We start from the raw sequence: 17,003 nt of genomic DNA, 5'->3' as shown, positions 1-17,003 counted from the left end.
TTGTCATTGAATGTCACAAAATCGACACGTAGTGTGACATCAATCGACTGACCTCTTCACCGGGAGCATTCATGAAAACACCAGGACGCAGGCTCTCCGCCCTGACGGCGGCGCTGGCACTCACCGTGGCCGGCGGCGCCGTCGCGGGCCCCGCCGTCGCCGATCCCCGCGAGACGGAGAAGACCCCCACCGCCACCGGGTACGGCGGTGCCGTGAGCACCGTCGATCCGGAGGCGTCCGCTGCGGCGATCGAGGTCCTCCGCAAGGGCGGCAACGCGGCCGACGCGGCGGTCGCGGCGGCCGCCACCCTGGGTGTCACCGAACCGTATAGCGCCGGCGTCGGCGGCGGCGGGTACTTCGTGTACTACGACGCCAAGAGCAAGTCAGTGGGCACCATCGACGGCCGGGAAACCGCGCCGGCCGGCATCACCCCCGACGCCTTCATCGACAAGTCCACCGGGAAGCCCTACCGATTCACCCCGGAACTGGTCACCAGCGGCGTCGCCGTCGGCGTCCCGGGTACCCCGGCCACTTGGCAGCGCGCCCTGGAACGGTGGGGCAGCCTGGGATTGGGCGAGGCCCTGAAACCGGCCATCAAGGTGGCCGACCGCGGCTTCGTCGTCGACCCCACCTTCCGCCAGCAGACCCTGGACAACAAGGCCCGGTTCGCCGCGTTCCCGGCCACCAGCGAGCTGTTCCTTCCCGGCGGCGACGCCCCCGCCGTCGGCAGCATCTTCCAGAACCACGACCTCGCCGCGACCTACCGGCTCCTGGCCAAGCAGGGCACCGCGGGCTTCTACACCGGGCCGCTGGCCGCCGACATCGCGGCCACCGTCCAGAACCCCGCCAAGGCCCCCGGGACCACGCTGCCCGTGCCCGCGGGATCGATGACGACGGCGGACCTGGCCGGTTACCGGGCCGCGGACCAGGCCCCCACGCGGGTGGGCTACCGCGGACTGGACGTCTACGGCATGGCTCCCTCCAGCAGCGGCGGCACCACCGTGGGCGAGGCCCTGAACATCCTGGCCCCCACCAACCTCTCCGGCCTGTCCACCGCCGGCGCGCTGCACCACTACCTGGAGGCCAGCGCCCTGTCCTTCGCCGACCGCGGCAAGTATGTCGGCGACCCGGCCAAGGTCACGGTCCCGACGGCGGCCCTGACCGATCCGCTCTTCGGCAAGGAGCGCGCCTGCCTGATCGATCCCCTGCACGCGGCCACCAAGCCGGTGGCGCCGGGCGATGTCGCCAACTACGACGGCGTGTGCCCCGCCTCCACGGCGCCGGCGGCCAGCGAAAAGGACACCGAGAACATCTCCACCACCAACCTCACGGTGGCGGACAAGTGGGGCAACGTGGCCGAGTACACGCTCACGATCGAACAGACCGGCGGTTCCGGCATGGTGGTTCCCGGCCGCGGTTTCCTGCTCAACAACGAGCTGACCGACTTCTCCACGGTCTATGACGCGCAGGACCCGAACCGGATCGAACCCGGGAAGCGTCCCCGTTCCTCGATGTCCCCGACCATCATCCTCAAGGACGCCGCCCCGTTCGTCGCCCTGGGCTCGCCCGGCGGGTCCACGATCATCACCACCGTGCTGCAGACCATCCTGAACCGGGTGGACCTGGGCATGACCATTTCGGAGGCCATCGCCGCGCCCCGCGCCTCGCAGCGGAACACGGCGAAGGTCACCGCGGAGCCTGCCTTCATTGCGGCCTACGGCGATCAGCTCACGCCGTTCGGGCACCAGTTCACCCCGTCGGGTGACGCCTTCACGTCCGCGGCGGAGATCGGCGCCGCGACGGCGATCGAGTTCGGGCCCGGCGGACGGCTGACCGCCGCCGCCGAACCGGTCCGTCGCGGCGGCGGCTCGGCCATGGTGCTCAGCGCCGGCAGGTAACCGCCGGCGGTTTCACACGCAGCAACCAGCCTGACCAGGGGCCTGGGCGGATCAGCCGCCCAGGCCCTTGGCGTACGCAGCCTGGCCCACGTGCTGGAGGCAGTCCGCCACGGTGCTGACCAGGCGCACGCCCAGGGTGACGGGCGGATCCCACCGCTCATCCACCACCCGGTCCAGCGCGCCGTCGTCCAGGCCTTCGATGAAGCCGGCGGTCTGCCGGTGGACGGCGTCGTAGTACTCCAACAGCAGGTCCGGCCCGACGGTCACGGAATCCACCTGGGCGGAGGAGTGGCCGTAGCCGGTGTCCCGCTCGGGCAGCGGGAGGCCGAACCTGCCGGCGAAGCCCTGGGCGGTCCAGACCTGCGGAAGGCCGGCGGCGGAGGAGACCTGGGAGTCCTCCACCCGGGCCAGGTGCCAGAGAAGCCAGGCGATGGAGTTACCGGTCCCTCCCGGGCGCCGGGCCAGGTCTCGTTCGCCCGTTCCGTCCAGCACGGCCTCCACCGTTTCGCGGATCCGGCCAAAAGCATCGAGCAGCAGTTCGTTGGATTTCATTCCATTCCCTCCCTGGCGTCGTTCGTCCGCCCATGCTGGCACACGAACGGCCCGTTGCCCTATCACTTCCGGGTGCCTCGGAGGAGTCATAGGCACCATAGGTGATAGGGCAACGGGCCGCCGCTGCCGTGCGCGGACAGTAAGACGGCGGGGACTAGCCGCCCAGGAGCGTTACGTCGCGGACGGCGCCCTTGTCGGCGGAGGTGGCCATGGCGGCGTATGCCCGCAGCGCGGCCGAGACCTCGCGTTCCCGGTCCTTGGGCTTGTAGCCGCCGTTGATCAGCAGCTTCTCCCGCCGCTCGGCCAGCAGCTCATCGCTGACTTCAAGCTGCAGGGACCGCTGGCTGATGTTGATGCTGATGATGTCCCCGTCTTCGACCAGCGCGATAGTTCCGCCGGAGGCAGCCTCCGGGGAGATGTGCCCGATGGACAGGCCGGAGGTGCCGCCGGAGAAGCGGCCGTCGGTGATCAGGGCGCACTTCTTGCCCAGGCCGCGGCCCTTGAGGAACGACGTCGGGTACAGCATTTCCTGCATGCCCGGACCGCCCTTGGGCCCCTCGTAGCGGATGACCACCACGTCGCCTTCCTTGATCGTCTTGTTCAGGATCTTCTCCACGGCCTCATCCTGGGATTCGCACACCACGGCCGGGCCGGAGAAGGTCCAGATGGATTCATCCACACCGGCGGTCTTCACCACGGCGCCGTCCACGGCCACGTTGCCGCGGAGCACGGCCAGCCCGCCGTCCTTGGAGTAGGCGTGCTCCACGGAGCGGATGCAGCCTTCGGCGGAGTCGGTGTCCAGCGAGGTCCACTCGTTCGACTGGGAAAACGCGGTGGAGGACCGGACGCCGCCGGGGGCCGCGTGCCACAGGGCGCTGGCTTCCTCCGTGGCCTTGCCGCCGCGGATGTCCCAGTCGTCCAGCCAGCCGTCCAGGTCGGACGAGTGCACCGAGTGGACGTCCTTGTGCAGGAGGCCGCCGCGGTTCAGCTCGCCCAGCAGTGCGGGGATGCCGCCGGCACGGTGTACATCCTCCATGTAGTAGGTCCGGTCCTTGGCCACGTTCGGGGCAACCTTGGCCAGGCAGGGTACCTGGCGGGACTTGGCGTCCATCTCGGCCAGGCCATAGTCAACGCCCGCCTCCTGGGCTGCGGCCAGCAGGTGCAGGATGGTGTTGGTTGATCCGCCCATGGAGATGTCCAGCGCCATGGCGTTGTCGAAGGCCTTGGCGGTGGCGATCGAACGGGGCAGCACCGACTCGTCGTCGCCGTCGTAGTAACGCTTCACGAGCTCGACGACGGTGGCCCCGGCCTTCTCGTACAGCGCCTTGCGCGCGGTGTGGGTGGCGAGCACGGAGCCGTTGCCGGGCAGGGACAGGCCGATGGCCTCGGTGAGGCAGTTCATCGAGTTGGCGGTGAACATGCCGGAGCAGGATCCGCAGGTGGGGCAGGCGTTTTCTTCGATGAGGTTGATGTCGGCGTCGGAAATGGACTCGTCCACGGCGTCGGAGATGGCGTTCACCAGGTCCAGGGAGCGGACGGAGCCGTCGGTCAGGGTGACGCGGCCGGCCTCCATGGGGCCGCCGGAGACGAACACCACGGGGATGTTCAGGCGCAGCGCGGCCATCAGCATGCCGGGGGTGATCTTGTCGCAGTTGGAGATGCAGACCAGGGCGTCGGCGCAGTGGGCGTTGACCATGTACTCCACGGAGTCGGCGATCAGGTCGCGGGAGGGCAGCGAGTACAGCATGCCGCCGTGGCCCATGGCGATGCCGTCATCCACGGCGATGGTGTTGAACTCGCGGGGAACCGCTCCGGCGGCCAGGATCGCGTCGGAGACGATCCGCCCCACGGGGGCGAGGTGGGTGTGGCCGGGGACGAACTCCGTAAAGGAGTTGGCCACGGCAATGATCGGTTTTCCGATGTCCGAGTTGGCGACGCCGGAGGCGCGCAGCAGGGCGCGGGCTCCGGCCATGTTCCGGCCGTGGGTGACTGTTTTAGAGCGAAGTGCAGGCATGTGTATCATCCTGCACTGCGCCGCAGCCGGGGTGAAGACGGCCTTGATACTAGTAGTAGAACTAACAGAGTAATAGTATTTCTAGGTGCAGCACGCCGATCGTCGCAAAGAACTGGGGCTCTTCCTGCGGGCCCGTCGGAACCAGGCCGTTCGGGTGGATTACGGCCTCCCACCCCTGTCCCGCACCCGCGAGCGGGGCCTGCGCCGCGAGGAGGTAGCGTTCCTCTCCGGCGTCAGCGTGACCTGGTACACCTGGCTGGAGCAGGGACGGGACATCAACCCGTCCCGCCAGGTCCTCGAAGCGGTCGGCCGGGCCCTGCATCTCTCGGACGCCGGACTGGACTACGTCCTCTCCCTCGGGGGCTACGCCGCCGTCGGGCCGGGTCCCGCCGCGGCGGCCACCGCCCCCGCCCATCTCCAGCGCCTGCTCGACGCCTTGGACCCGAACCCATCGTTCGCCCTGTTTCCTGACTGGGGCATTGCGGGCTGGAACAGCGCCTACGCGGCCCTCTTCCCCAACATCGCCACCGTGCCCGCTGCCGACCGCAACCTGCTGTGGCTCGTCTTCACCGACCCCTACGTCCGGGACCTCCTGCCGGATTGGGAGGTGACCAGCCAGCGGTTCCTGGCCGAGTTCCGCGCCGAAACCGGGCAGCGCCTGGGCGACGTCGACGTCAGGAACCTGGTGGAACGGCTCAAGTCCGCCAGCCCGGAGTTCAAGGAGGGCTGGGACCGGTACGACATTCTTGGCTTCGAGTCGCGGGAGAGGGTCTTCCGCCACCCGAGCGTCGGCATCCTGCGGTTGGAACACCATCAGCTCTCCCCCTCGGACCGGCCGGACCTTCACCTGGTGGTCTACACGCCGGCTCCGGGCAGCGGTGCCGGGTCCCTGATGGGACGGCTCATCCCGCCGGCCAGCCAGGAATCCGGCGCCGGCCCGGGCCTGGGCGATCCGGGGCGATCCGACCCGGGCCGGGCCCGGCGGTGTGCTACTTTCGGGCCATGACCAGCCAGCCCCTGACCCACGACGCCGACAGCCCGGCGGCCGCCGCCATCGGGCTGCTGGCCCGGCAGGGCTTCGACGCCACCTCCGTGGAGGAACTCGCCGAGGCCGCCGGGATGAGCCGCAGCACCTTCTTCCGCAAGTTCGGGTCGAAGGAAGACGTGGTCTTCGCCGACCACGAGCGGATCCTGGCGCAGGTCACCGGACGGCTGGCCGACTCCCGGCAGGATCCGCTCGCCGCCGTCGAGGACGCCGCCCTGCTGGTGTTCGAGCACCACCTGCGCCACCGCGAAACTTCCCTGGCACGCTACGAACTGATGCAGGCCGTGCCCTCGCTCCGGGACCGGGAACTGGTCACCTCGCACCGGTACGAGCGCGCCTTCCTCGTGCACCTGCTGGACCGTCTGCCGGCCGCCGCCTCCGCCGCCGCCGGAACGGGTGACCAACTGGCCGGGGCGGATCACCGTGAGCACACCGCCGTCGCCTACGCGGCCGCCGTCGTCGCCGTCCACAACGCCTTCCTCCGCCAATGGCTGCGCTCCCCCGCCACCGAAGAAACCCGACAGCAGGAGAACGCCGACACCGGGCGGATGCGCGATCTCGCCACGGAACTCCGCGGCCTGTCCGCCTTGTTCCGCCCGGTCCTGCTCGGCACCGCCCCGACTGCGGCAGCCAGCACCGTGGTGGTGACCGTGCTGGCCGGAGCCGCGGACAAGGACGCCGTGGCCCGCGCGGTCCGCGACGCGCTCCCCTGACGAGTTCCCCCCAACGCGCCGCAGCCACCTTGGAACGGAGTTTCTTGACGTGGAACTGCGTTTCATTGCATCCTTGATCGACGTGGTGTGAGCCACGCCACGGGCGGCGCAGCCGCCGACGCTATCGACGAGGACCAGCACGCACATGACGACGACGTCGCCCGCCTCCGCGGCCACCGAACATTCCAGCACCGTCCCGGCCGGCTTCCCCGCCGGCACCGTGGAGCCGGACTACCTCCTGACCGAGGCGCTGGGAACCGACCCGGCAGCCCTCTTCACCGGCATCGGCGGCGAGGACCGCGCCTACTGGGACCGCGCCCGCGGCTTCGTCCAGGACGAGGTGCTGCCGGTGATCGACGGCTATTGGGAACGCGCCGAGTACCCCGTGCACCTGCTGCGCCGCCTCGGCGAACTGGACCTGCTGCGCGACGGGATCGACGTCGAGGGCCACTCCCCGATGAGCAGCATGGCCGCCGGCCTGGTCACCATGGAAATCAGCCGCGGCGACGGCTCCGTGGCCACGATGATCGCCGTGCAGGGCGGCCTGGCCCTCCGCTCGGTCGCAGAATGCGGATCCGAGGCACAGAAGCAGCGCTGGCTGGCGCCCATCGCCGACGGCACCGAGTACGCCGCCTTCGCCCTCACCGAACCCACCCACGGATCCGACTCCGTGGGCCTGGAATCCACCGCCACCCCCACCGACGGCGGCGTCCTGCTCAATGGCGAGAAGAAGTGGATCGGCAACGGCTCCATCGGCGGCCTCAGCGTGGTGTGGGCCCGCGGCGAGGACGGGCAGGTCCACGGCTACCTCGTCCCGCAGGACTCCCCCGGATACACCGGCACCACCATCGAGGGCAAGCTTGCCCTGCGCGCCATCTGGCAGGCCCACATCCGGCTGGAGAACGTCTTCGTTCCGGAGGAGAACATCCTGCCGGGCGCCCGGACCTTCAAGGACACCGCCCGCGTGCTCCTGGCCACCCGGCTCAGCGTCGCCTGGTCCGCCGTCGGCCACGCGACCGCCTGCTACGAGACTGCCGTCCAGTACGCCAAGCAGCGCAAGCAGTTCGGCCGCCCGTTGGCCTCCTCGCAGATCGTGCAGGAACGGCTGGCCCGCATGCTCAGCGAGCTCTCCACCATGCAGCTGATGGTCGTGCAGATGACCCGGCTGGACGAGGCCGGAACCCTGACCGCAGAACAGGCCGCGCTGGCCAAGTACACCTGCACCCGGCTGGCCCGCGGCATCGCCTCCAACGCCCGCGACCTGCTCGGCGGCAACGGCATCCTGCTGGCCAACCGCGTCGCCCGGCACCTGGCCGACATCGAGGCCATCCACACCTACGAAGGCACGGAGACGATGCAGGCGCTCATCATCGGGCGCGGCATCACCGGCACCTCCGCCTTCGCCTGACCCCTCCACGCCTTCGCCTGATTCGCCGTCCCCTGACAGACGCCACCCACCAAAGGACCCACCCATGAACCAGAACGCCATCACCCCGGTCATTCTCGGCGGCGCCCGCACCCCGTTCGGCCGCTTCCGCGGCGGCCTGTCCGCCTTCTCCTCCAGCGAACTGGGCGCCCACGCCATCCGTGCCGCACTGGAGCGCACCGGCGTCGCCCCCGAACAGGTCGGCGCCGTGATCGTCGGCCAGGTCATCCAGGCCGGCGCGGGCCAGGGCCCCGCCCGGCAGGCCAGCCTCGCCGCCGGCATCGGCTGGGACGTCCCCACCGTCACCATCAACAAGCTCTGCCTCTCCGGCCTCACGGCCGTGATCGACGCCGCCCGGATGATCCGCGCCGGGGAGGCCGACTTCATCGTCGCCGCCGGCCAGGAATCCATGACCAACGCCCCGCACCTGGTCCCCGGACTGCGCGCCGGCGTCGTTATCGGCGACGCGCCCATGCTCGATTCCCTCAACCACGACGGCCTGCAGGACCCGGTCAGCGGCAAGCTGATGGGCGAGGCCACGGACGCCGGCAACGTCGAACGACTGATCAGCCGCGAGGAGCAGGACGCCGTCGCGGCCCGCTCGCACCAGCGCGCCGAGGCCGCCCGCGCCGCCGGGATCCTCGCCGAGGAAATCGCCCCGATCGAGGTGCCCCAGCGGAAGGGCCCGGCCCTGACCCTGGAGCACGACGAGGGCATCCGCGCCGACACCACCGCCGAGTCCCTCGCGCAGCTGCGCCCGGCGTTCTCCAAGGACGCCGCCGCCACCATCACCGCCGGTTCGGCCTCGCCGCTCTCCGACGGCGCCGCGGCCCTCGTCATCGCCAGCAAGGAAGCCGCGATCGCCGCCGGCCTGGAGTGGATCGCCGAGATCGGCGCCCACGGCCAGACCGCCGGCCCGGACGGCTCCCTGCACTCCCAGCCGGCGCGGGCCATCGACCGCGCCCTCGCCCAGGAGGGACTGCACGCCAAGGACCTGGACCTGGTGGAAATCAACGAGGCCTTCGCCTCCGTGCTGATCCAGTCCGCCAACGACCTGGGCATCGACACCGACGTCGTCAACGCCGAAGGCGGCGCGATCGCCCTCGGCCACCCCGTCGGCGCCTCCGGGGCCCGCCTGGTCCTGCACCAGGCACTCGCCCTGAAGCGCCGCGGCGGCGGCACCGGCGTCGTCGCCCTCTGCGGCGGCGGCGGCCAGGGCGACGCCCTGGTCCTCAAAGCCTAACCACCCCCTCCGACGAAGAAGCAGGCCATGACCAACACCACCAGCGGCGACGGTTTCGCCACCATTTCCGTCGCGGCGATCCTGGCGGAGTCCGCCCGCCGCTCCCCGGACCGGACGGCCCTGATCGTCGGGGAGGACCGGACCAGCTACGGCGATCTCTGGCGGCAGACCCGGGAGTACGCCGGCGCCCTGCGGGCCCGCGGCATCGGCCCGGGCGATGCGGTCGCCGTGCTGATCCCGAACGTGCCGGACTTCGCCCGCGTGTACTACGCGGTGCTGGCCCTCGGCGCGATCGTGGTGCCGGTGCACGCCCTGCTCAAGGCCCGCGAAATCGAGTACGTCCTGCAGGACAGCGGCGCCCGGCTGATGATCTGCGCGGACGCCCTCCTGGGCGAGGGCGCCGCCGGGGCCGCGGCCAGCGGCGTCGACGTCCTGACGGTCATGTCGCCCGAGGGCGGGGACCTGCCCCGGCTCGAGGCTGAGGCCGCCGCGGCGGAACCGATCCGCAGCTACGAACCCTGCCGCCCCTCGGACACCGCCACGATCCTCTACACCTCCGGCACCACGGGCAAGCCCAAGGGTGCGCTGGGGACGCACTTCGCGCTGGTGGAGCAGACCTCCGTGATCCTGACCAGCGTGATGGACTTCAAGCCCGGGGACGTGCTGTTCGGCGGACTGCCGCTCTTCCACACCTTCGGCCAGACGGTGGTCCTGAACGCCGGGCTGCGCGCGGGCGCCACCGTGGTGCTGCTGCCGCGGTTCACCGGCCAGGGTGCCCTGGAGCTCGTGGCCAAGCACAAGGTCAACGTCTTCGTCGGGGTGCCCACCATGTACGTGGCCCTGCTGGAGGCCGCAAAGTCGACGGCGGTGCGGCCGGCAGACCTGCGCTACGGCATCTCCGGCGGGGCGTCACTGCCGCTGGCGGTGATGGACCGGTTCCGCGACGTGTTCGGCATCGAAATCCACGAGGGTTACGGCCTGACCGAGACCTCCCCGGTGGCGGCTTTCAACCACGTCGGCATGACGCCGCGGCCGGGCACCATCGGCATCCCGATCTGGGGCGTGGACATCGAGATTGCGCGGGCCGAGACCGTGGAGAGCATCGAACTGCTGCCCACCGGTGAACTCGGTGAACTGGTGGTCCGCGGCCACCTGCTGATGAAGGGCTACCTGAACCGTCCCGAGGCCACCGCGGAGGCCGTGGTCGACGGCTGGTTCCGCACCGGCGACCTGGGCACCAAGGACGACGACGGCTACCTCACCATCGTGGACCGCAAGAAGGACATGATCATCCGCAACGGCTACAACGTCTACCCACGCGAGGTCGAGGAGCTGCTGCTGACCCACCCGCAGGTGGTCAGCGCCGCCGTCTACGGCGTCCCGCACGAGGTCCACGGCCAGGAGGTTGCCGCGGCGATCGTGCTCGACGCCGGGGCCACGGTCACGGAAGCGGAACTGGTCGAGTTCGCCAGCTCGCAGCTGGCCGCCTACAAGTACCCGCGCATCATTCGACTGCTGAGCGAACTGCCGCTGGGTCCCAGCGGCAAAATCCTCAAGCGCGAACTCGCCGCCGACCCGGCCGGATAGGCGCCTACGCCGACGCGGCGGGCCGCCCCGCGCCGGAACGCAGCAGCGGGATAAAGACCAGCAGGGCGGCCACCTGGGTGGCGATCGTGAAGACCGCCAGCCCCGCCGGGGACGAGGCGTACAGGGCGCCGATGATGGTCGAGCCCGCGAGCCAGGCAAGGCCATAGACGGCGGTGAAGATCCCGTACCCGGTGCCGCGCCGGGCGGCCGGGACCAGGTCCGCGACGGCGGCGCGCAGGGTGGATTCGTGGATGCCCAGCGCCGCGCCCCAGACCGCCGCGCCCGCCCACACCAGGGCCGGCGAATCCGAAAAGGACAGGAACGGCACCGCGGCGGTCAGCGGCAGGGCCACCAGCAGCCCGCGCAATCCGATCCGGTCGTACAGCGCGCCCGAGGCCAGCGCCGCGAGGGCCGCCGCGCCCATCGACACGGCGTAGGTCACGGGGATCAGCGCCGGCGCCAGCACCTTCTCGACCTCCAGGTGGTGGGAGATCACGCCGAAGGTGGAGAACCCGAACATGGACACGGCGGTGAAGCCGCTGTACCACCAGAACCGGGCCGGCAACGGAGTGCGGACGGCCGGTGCGGCGGGCACCGTCACGTGAGCCGCTGCGTTGGCGAGTTCGCCGTTGCCGGCGAGCCCGGCGTCGAACCGCTCGGGGGCCGGGACGAAGCGCCGGAGCAGGACGACCGCGGCGATGGCCAGCGCGCCTGGGATGGCGAGGACGCCGAAGCCGAGCTGGTAGCCGGAGACCGCAATCATCAGGCTCACCAGGAGCGGGCCCACCAGCGCCCCGGACTGGTCCAGCGCCTCGTGGATCGCGAACGCGCGGCCGCGGCCCAGCGTCGCCCCGGCGTGGGAGAGCATGGTGTCGCGCGCCGGGGTGCGGACGGCCTTGCCGAAGCGTTCGGTGATCACCAGGGCTGAGGCCTGCCAGAGGGAGCCGGCGAGGGCCAGCAGCGGGACGGCGACGGCGGTCATGGCGTACCCGGCGATGGTCAGCGGCCAGTACTTGCGCGTGCGGTCAGCCAGCGGCCCGGTTCCGAGCCGGAGGACCAGCGCCACGGCCTCGCCGACGCCGGTGATGAAGCCCACCATCACGGCGCTGGCGCCGAGGGTGGCCAGGTACGGGCCTGTGATGGCGCGGGCGCCCTCGTAGACGACGTCGGCCAGCATGCTGACCACGCCGAAGGACAGGACGAAGCCCATCGGGCCGAACCGGTTTCTGCGGCGCGCGGCCGTTGCCTGCTCGGCCTGCGCCGGCTGCCCAAAGGAGCTCACAGCAGGCCGCCCAGGACCAGGCCGCCGGCGGCCGCACCGACAGCGGCGAAGGCCGTGCCGAGGCCGTTGACCAGCGCCAGCCCGGACCGGCCGGACTGGACCAGGCGCACGGTCTCGAAGCTGGCGGTGCTGAAGGTGGTGTAGCCGCCCAGGAACCCGGTCCCGGCGATGAGCTGGAGTTCCGGCGGTGCGGCGTGGGCTCCGACGGCCCCGGCAATCAGGCCGAGGAGGAAGGAGCCGGTGACGTTAATGACGATTGTGGCCACGGGAAGGGCGGCGCGGACCCGGCTGCGGATCAGTCCGTCCAGCAGGAACCGGGAGGCGGCGCCGAGGCCCCCGGCCAGGCCCAGCAGGGCGACGGTGACCAGGCTCATTCGGACGCCCCCTTCCGCGCGGAGGCCAGCCGGATGCCGGCGAAGGTGGCGAGGAAACCGCCCATCAGGGAGGCTCCCACGTACGCCAGCGCGTCGAGGGAACGGCCCGCGGCGAGCAGTCCGTTGCTTTCCAGGGCCAGGGTGCTGTATGTGGTGAAGGCGCCCATGAACCCGGTGCCAATGAGCAGCCGCATGACGCGGAGCCGTCCGGCGTCGGGGCCGCGGCGGATCAGGGCCTCCAGCAGCAGGCCCAGCAGGAACGCCCCCGCCAGATTGATCACGAGGGTGGGCAGCGGCCAGCCGCCGGGGGCGGGCAGGACGGAGCCGAGGCCGTAGCGGGCCAGCGTTCCGGCGATCCCGCCGGCCAACACCAGCAGCAGGAAGCCCGGGTGCAGGTGCAGCGGTCGCCGGAGGCGTGCCGGCTCCGGCGCGGGGTGCCCGGAGCCGGGGGCACGGTGCCCGGGGCCGGACGCCGCGGCGTCGGTGCCGGGCGGCCGGGCGGCGGGGACGGTGTCCGGGGTGCGGGGTTCCATTACCGGCCCTCCCGTGCGTGGTGCCGGGGCTGCGGGGCGAGCGGGACCACCAGGACCGGGCGGTGCTGGCGGTGGGTCAGGTGCACGGCCACCGAGCCGACCAGCAGCTCCTCGAAGCGGGCGCCGAGGCCGCGCTCCCGCGTCCCGACGACGATGATCGAGGCGCCGCTGGCCTCGGCGAGCCGGCCGAGTGCCCGCGCGGGGTCCCCGGCCAGGGCGACGAAGGACCAAGGCACGCCGCCGGCGTCCAGGGTCTCCCCCAGGCTGGTCTTCAGCGCCGCGGCGATCCCCTCGACGTCGTCGTCGATGCCGTCGGGATCGATCGGCCGGGCGCCGCTGGGATCACTAGGACGGCGGCCGCCGGGGTCATCGGCGAGGTAGCTGGTGACGTCCACGTAGGCGCAGATCAGGGGAACACCCAGGCTGAGCGCAAGCTCGGCGGCCCGGTGGGCGACGGCCGGTGGCTGGCCCGGGACCGCGCCCATGACCACGGGCCCGGCGATGCGATCGATGGAGCCGGAGGTGTGTCCGGATGCGGCGGGCTGCCCTCCGGCGGCGGGGTCCTCCGGGCCGGGGAAGGGTCCTGCTGGTGTCATGATGCTCCTGTCCTGTGGCGTCTGTGTGAGGCGTCGCGGCGACGCGGCTGTCAGCACGGGTCACCCACCTTCGTTGGTGCAAAGGCAGGAACCATCAGCCAGGAGGCGGTTTGAACGGGGTGCGGAGTGCAGGCCGTTCCGGCGGGATCCATCGCCGTGTTCAGAGATTACACGCCGCACCCGGAACGGCGCCACGCCGCACCGCTGGGCGGAGCGCCGGGTGAGGGGCCCGACGGCGGCGGGCGCGGCGCCGGGTCGTCCCGCCAATCGTTCCGCCGACGGCCGCGAGTTCTGTGACACGCTGGTGGCATGGACCTGGAGGTGAACAATTCCCTGACGATCCCGGCGTCGGAACTGCGCTGGCGGTTCTCGCGTTCCTCCGGCCCCGGCGGCCAGCACGTGAACACCTCGGACAGCCGGGTGGAATTGTCCTGGGACGTCACCGGATCACCCTCGCTGCGGGAGGACCAGCGGGAGTTGCTGTGCCGCCGGTTGGAAGGCCGGCTGACCGGCGGTGTCCTGACCGTCGCCGCGTCCGAGCGCCGGTCCCAGCTCCGCAACCGGGAGGCCGCCGCAGCCCGCCTTGTCCACCTGGTGGCGGAGGCACTGGCGCCCGGACCCGCCGCCCGGCGCAAAACCTCGCCCACCCGCGGCTCCACCCGGCGGCGGCTGGCCGGGAAGAAACTGCGCTCCGCGACGAAGCAGCAGCGCCGCCGGCCCAGCGCCGAGTAGCCGGCGAGACGCCAATAAGTTTCGGGCCACCGAAATTCAAGGGGAACTCACAGCCTTCGCGCGGGAGCGGAGCCTCCGCGGCATGGCACAGTTTTTGAACCGGGTATCCCGTTGCTCCCCCACCCGGAGGCGCGGACACGGCTTCCCCGGCGGTCCCGAGAGGAGCTGACCGTGATCCTGCTTCCCCACCGGAGCGCGCACCGGCGTCGGCGCCGCCATGCCGCACGGGCCGCCTTCCTGCTCGCCCTGCTCCTCACCGCGATCACGGCCTGCCAGTCCCCCGCCGCCGCGCCGCAACGGACCGGGACACCCGGGCACATCTTCGTGATCAACCTCGAGAACAAGGGCTTCGACCGGGTCTGGGACAGCGGTTCCCCCGCCCCCTACCTGGCCGGAACCCTGCGCGCCCAGGGTGTCCTGCTGGACAGCTACTACGGCATCTCCCACAACTCGTTGCCGAACTACCTCGCCCAGATCTCCGGCCAGCCACCCAACACCAGCACCGAACATGACTGCCACACCTACACGCCCTTCAGCGGCACGGGGCTGGACTCCCAGGGCCAACTGCTGGGCGACGGGTGCCTCTTCCCGGCCGACGTTCCCACCCTCGCCGGCCAACTGGACGCGGCGCACAAGACCTGGCGCGGCTATATGGAGGACATGGCCATCCCGTGCGAGCACCCTGAACCGGGGGCTGTGGACACCCACGTCGCCGCCAGCGCCGGCGACCAGTACGGCACCCGGCACAACCCGTTTGTCTACTTCCGCTCCATCACGGACGGCTCCGGCTGCGGCCGGAACGTCGTCAACTACTCGGCGCTGGCACACGACCTCTCCTCAGCCGCCACCACCCCGAACCTCTCCTACATCACGCCAAACCTCTGCCACGACGGCCACGACAGCCCCTGCGTGGACGGCACCGCGGGCGGCCTGGGCACGGCGGATGAGTGGCTGAAGAGCCAGGTCCCGGCGATCCTCGCCTCCCCTGCCTACCAGCAGGACGGCATGCTGGTGATCACCTTCGACGAGGCCGACGGGGGCGCCGTCGGACCGTCGTCGGGCGTCACCGGCGGCACGGCGGGAGGCAAGGTCGGGGCCCTGGTGCTCTCGCCGTTCACGGTCCCGGGCGGCAGCTCGGACCGGGCGTACAACCACTACAGCCTGCTGGCCAGCATGGAGGACATCTTCGGCCTGCCCCGTCTGGCCGGCGCGGCCCAGCCCGGGGTCAACGCCTTCGGCGGCGACGTCTACCGCTCCGGATCCCAGGGGCAGCCATGAGTCAGCACACCCTCCGTGGCCGCATCGGCCGGTTCGGGCGGCGACGCCTGGTGATCGCCGCCGGCTCCTCCGTGGCCCTGCTGGTGCTGGTGGCTGTGCTGGCCGGCGCCGGAGCGGGCGGCACCGGGCTGATCGGCAACGTCCTGGGCGGCCTCCAACTGCTGCAGGCGCCACCCCAGGGCATCGCCAAGATCAAGCACGTGGTCATCATCACCCAGGAGAACCGGTCCTTCGACAGCTACTTCGGCACCTACCCCGGGGCGGACGGCATCCCCATGCAGGATGGGACGCCGTCGGTCTGCCTGCCCGATCCGGGCCGCGGCGGCTGCATCCGGCCCTACCACAACCCGGAGGTCAACAACGCCGGGGCACCGCACAGCCACTCCGACGAGGTCGCCGACGTCAACGGCGGGGCCATGGACGGCTTCGTGGCCCAGGCGGAGAAGGGGCTCTCCGGCTGCGCCGCCACGGCTGCGGCCTGCCAGTACAACACCAAGGCCACCGACGTGATGGGCTATCACGACGGCACCGACCTGCCGAACTATTGGGCCTACGCCCAGAACTTCACCTTGCAGGACCACCTCTTCGCCGCGGCATCGGCCTGGAGCCTGCCCGCCCACCTCTACCTGGTCTCGGAGTGGTCCGCCAAGTGCAGCAGGGCCGGGGACCCGTCGTCGTGCGTCAACGAACTGCAGAACCCGGACAGCGGACCCGACCCGGAGATCATCCGCAACACCCTGATCGGCAAGTGCCAGACCGGCCTGGACCTGCAGCCCTGCCAGGACGCGCTCAAGGCGGCCGGCATCAGCCCGGACCTGGCCACCGAGATCGATCAGCTGATCAGCGCCAGCTGCAAGCCCACCGACTCCTACCCCAGCTGCCAGGCCGCGGTGGACGCGGCCCAGGTCCCGGCCGCGCTGAAGAAAAAGCTCAGCGACGCCGCCAAGAAGCTCGAACTCCCCGACTACGCCTGGACGGACCTGACCTACCTGCTCCACCAGCAGCACGTCCCGTGGGCCTACTACGTTTTCAACGGGACCGAACCGGACTGCCGGGACGACGCCGCGACCTGCGCCCCGGTGAAGCAGGACGCCAAGACGCCGGGCCTCTGGAATCCGTTGCTGTACTTCGACACGGTCAAGGAGGACGGCGAGCTGGGGAACATCCAGGCGCTGGGAAACTTTTACGACGCCGCCAAGCAAGGCACCCTGCCGGCCGTCAGCTGGGTGGCGCCCACCGACAAGGTCAGCGAGCACGCCCCGGCCAGCATCAAGACCGGCCAGGCCTACGTGGCCGGCCTGGTCAACGCCGTCATGTCCGGACCGGACTGGGACAGCACCGCGATCTTCCTGACCTGGGACGACTGGGGCGGGTTCTACGACCACGTTGCCCCGCCCGTGGCGGACGAAAACGGCTACGGCCTCCGGGTGCCCGGACTGATCATCAGCCCGTACGCCCGGAAGGGCTACATCGACCACCAGACCGCCAGCCACGACGCCTACATCAAGTTCATCGAGGACGACTTCCTGCACGGCCAGCGGATCGACCCCGGCACCGACGGGCGCCCTGACGGCCGGCCCAGCGTGCGGGAGACCAACCCCCTCCTGGGCGACCTGACCACGGCGTTCGACTTCAACCAGGCCCCGCAGCCGCCGCTGATCCTCTCGAACGCCGCGACCTACTGACGCGGGCGACAGGCCCAGGCTAGTGATTCGTGGCTCTGGACGGGC

At 71.0% G+C, this 17,003-nt stretch carries 15 protein-coding genes and 1 riboswitch; of the genes, 9 read left to right on the top strand and 6 right to left on the bottom strand.

The window, feature by feature from the left end:
• Nucleotides 1–71: 71 nt before the first annotated feature.
• The gene (gene ggt / locus ACFVY3_RS07125; RefSeq protein WP_400159241.1) at nucleotides 72–1,898 is read left to right on the top strand and encodes a gamma-glutamyltransferase; all 1,827 of its coding nucleotides are present in this window, start codon (nucleotides 72–74) and stop codon (nucleotides 1,896–1,898) included.
• Between the two features lie 51 nt (nucleotides 1,899–1,949).
• Here the strand turns inward: ggt and ACFVY3_RS07120 are convergent, their stop codons facing one another.
• Both ACFVY3_RS07120 and ilvD read right to left on the bottom strand, forming a co-directional pair.
• On the bottom strand, nucleotides 1,950–2,450 hold the full coding sequence (locus tag ACFVY3_RS07120; protein ID WP_400159240.1) for a DUF664 domain-containing protein: 501 nt from the start codon (nucleotides 2,448–2,450) through the stop codon (nucleotides 1,950–1,952).
• Nucleotides 2,451–2,604: 154 nt separating this feature from the next.
• Nucleotides 2,605–4,464, bottom strand: a complete 1,860-nt coding sequence (ilvD, locus tag ACFVY3_RS07115) for a dihydroxy-acid dehydratase (RefSeq protein WP_400159239.1) — start codon at nucleotides 4,462–4,464, stop codon at nucleotides 2,605–2,607.
• Between the two features lie 85 nt (nucleotides 4,465–4,549).
• Here ilvD and ACFVY3_RS07110 point away from each other — a divergent pair, with 85 nt between their 5' ends.
• The 5 genes from ACFVY3_RS07110 (at nucleotide 4,550) to ACFVY3_RS07090 (ending at nucleotide 10,478) form a co-directional block, all read left to right on the top strand.
• Complete coding sequence (locus ACFVY3_RS07110) at nucleotides 4,550–5,470, top strand: helix-turn-helix transcriptional regulator (RefSeq protein WP_364137535.1); 921 nt, start codon at nucleotides 4,550–4,552, stop codon at nucleotides 5,468–5,470.
• Complete coding sequence (locus tag ACFVY3_RS07105; RefSeq protein ID WP_364137537.1) at nucleotides 5,467–6,222, top strand: TetR family transcriptional regulator; 756 nt, start codon at nucleotides 5,467–5,469, stop codon at nucleotides 6,220–6,222. Before ACFVY3_RS07110 ends, ACFVY3_RS07105 begins: the two co-directional genes overlap by 4 nt.
• Before the next feature lie 145 nt (nucleotides 6,223–6,367).
• Nucleotides 6,368–7,630: an acyl-CoA dehydrogenase family protein gene (locus ACFVY3_RS07100; protein ID WP_364137539.1), complete on the top strand. Its 1,263-nt coding sequence runs from the start codon at nucleotides 6,368–6,370 to the stop codon at nucleotides 7,628–7,630.
• A 64-nt stretch (nucleotides 7,631–7,694) separates the two neighbouring features.
• On the top strand, nucleotides 7,695–8,891 hold the full coding sequence (locus tag ACFVY3_RS07095) for an acetyl-CoA C-acetyltransferase (protein WP_400159238.1): 1,197 nt from the start codon (nucleotides 7,695–7,697) through the stop codon (nucleotides 8,889–8,891).
• A gap of 27 nt (nucleotides 8,892–8,918) precedes the next feature.
• On the top strand, nucleotides 8,919–10,478 hold the full coding sequence (locus tag ACFVY3_RS07090) for a long-chain fatty acid--CoA ligase (protein ID WP_400159237.1): 1,560 nt from the start codon (nucleotides 8,919–8,921) through the stop codon (nucleotides 10,476–10,478).
• Between the two features lie 4 nt (nucleotides 10,479–10,482).
• Here the strand turns inward: ACFVY3_RS07090 and ACFVY3_RS07085 are convergent, their stop codons facing one another.
• From ACFVY3_RS07085 to ACFVY3_RS07070, 4 genes are read right to left on the bottom strand one after another with little or no spacing between them, the layout of a single operon-like run.
• Entirely contained in the window at nucleotides 10,483–11,760 is a 1,278-nt protein-coding gene (locus tag ACFVY3_RS07085; protein WP_400159236.1) for an MFS transporter, read from the bottom strand.
• Nucleotides 11,757–12,134 carry a fluoride efflux transporter CrcB gene (crcB, locus tag ACFVY3_RS07080; RefSeq protein WP_400159235.1) on the bottom strand — a complete coding sequence of 126 codons (378 nt, stop codon included), beginning with the start codon at nucleotides 12,132–12,134 and terminating at the stop codon, nucleotides 11,757–11,759. The genes ACFVY3_RS07085 and crcB overlap by 4 nt, the downstream gene beginning before the upstream one ends.
• On the bottom strand, nucleotides 12,131–12,667 hold the full coding sequence (locus ACFVY3_RS07075; RefSeq protein WP_400159234.1) for a fluoride efflux transporter FluC: 537 nt from the start codon (nucleotides 12,665–12,667) through the stop codon (nucleotides 12,131–12,133). The genes crcB and ACFVY3_RS07075 overlap by 4 nt, the downstream gene beginning before the upstream one ends.
• Complete coding sequence (locus tag ACFVY3_RS07070; RefSeq protein WP_400159233.1) at nucleotides 12,667–13,263, bottom strand: universal stress protein; 597 nt, start codon at nucleotides 13,261–13,263, stop codon at nucleotides 12,667–12,669. Before ACFVY3_RS07070 ends, ACFVY3_RS07075 begins: the two co-directional genes overlap by 1 nt.
• 78 nt (nucleotides 13,264–13,341) lie before the next feature.
• Nucleotides 13,342–13,428: riboswitch (Fluoride riboswitch) on the bottom strand.
• A gap of 144 nt (nucleotides 13,429–13,572) precedes the next feature.
• Between ACFVY3_RS07070 and arfB the strand changes: the two genes are divergently transcribed.
• The 3 genes from arfB to ACFVY3_RS07055 all read left to right on the top strand — a co-directional run bounded on the left by arfB (nucleotide 13,573) and on the right by ACFVY3_RS07055 (nucleotide 16,958).
• Nucleotides 13,573–13,995 carry an alternative ribosome rescue aminoacyl-tRNA hydrolase ArfB gene (gene arfB / locus ACFVY3_RS07065; RefSeq protein ID WP_400159232.1) on the top strand — a complete coding sequence of 141 codons (423 nt, stop codon included), beginning with the start codon at nucleotides 13,573–13,575 and terminating at the stop codon, nucleotides 13,993–13,995.
• Between the two features lie 171 nt (nucleotides 13,996–14,166).
• Nucleotides 14,167–15,273, top strand: a complete 1,107-nt coding sequence (locus ACFVY3_RS07060) for an alkaline phosphatase family protein (protein WP_400159231.1) — start codon at nucleotides 14,167–14,169, stop codon at nucleotides 15,271–15,273.
• A complete protein-coding gene (locus ACFVY3_RS07055) occupies nucleotides 15,270–16,958 on the top strand; it encodes a phospholipase C (RefSeq protein WP_400159230.1) in 1,689 nt (562 codons plus the stop codon). Before ACFVY3_RS07060 ends, ACFVY3_RS07055 begins: the two co-directional genes overlap by 4 nt.
• Nucleotides 16,959–17,003 lie beyond the last annotated feature (45 nt).

Origin of the sequence: Arthrobacter sp. BPSS-3 (genome assembly GCF_044628475.1) — a bacterium.
GTDB lineage: Bacteria > Actinomycetota > Actinomycetes > Actinomycetales > Micrococcaceae > Arthrobacter.
This window is presented reverse-complemented; position numbering and strand designations above follow the sequence as displayed.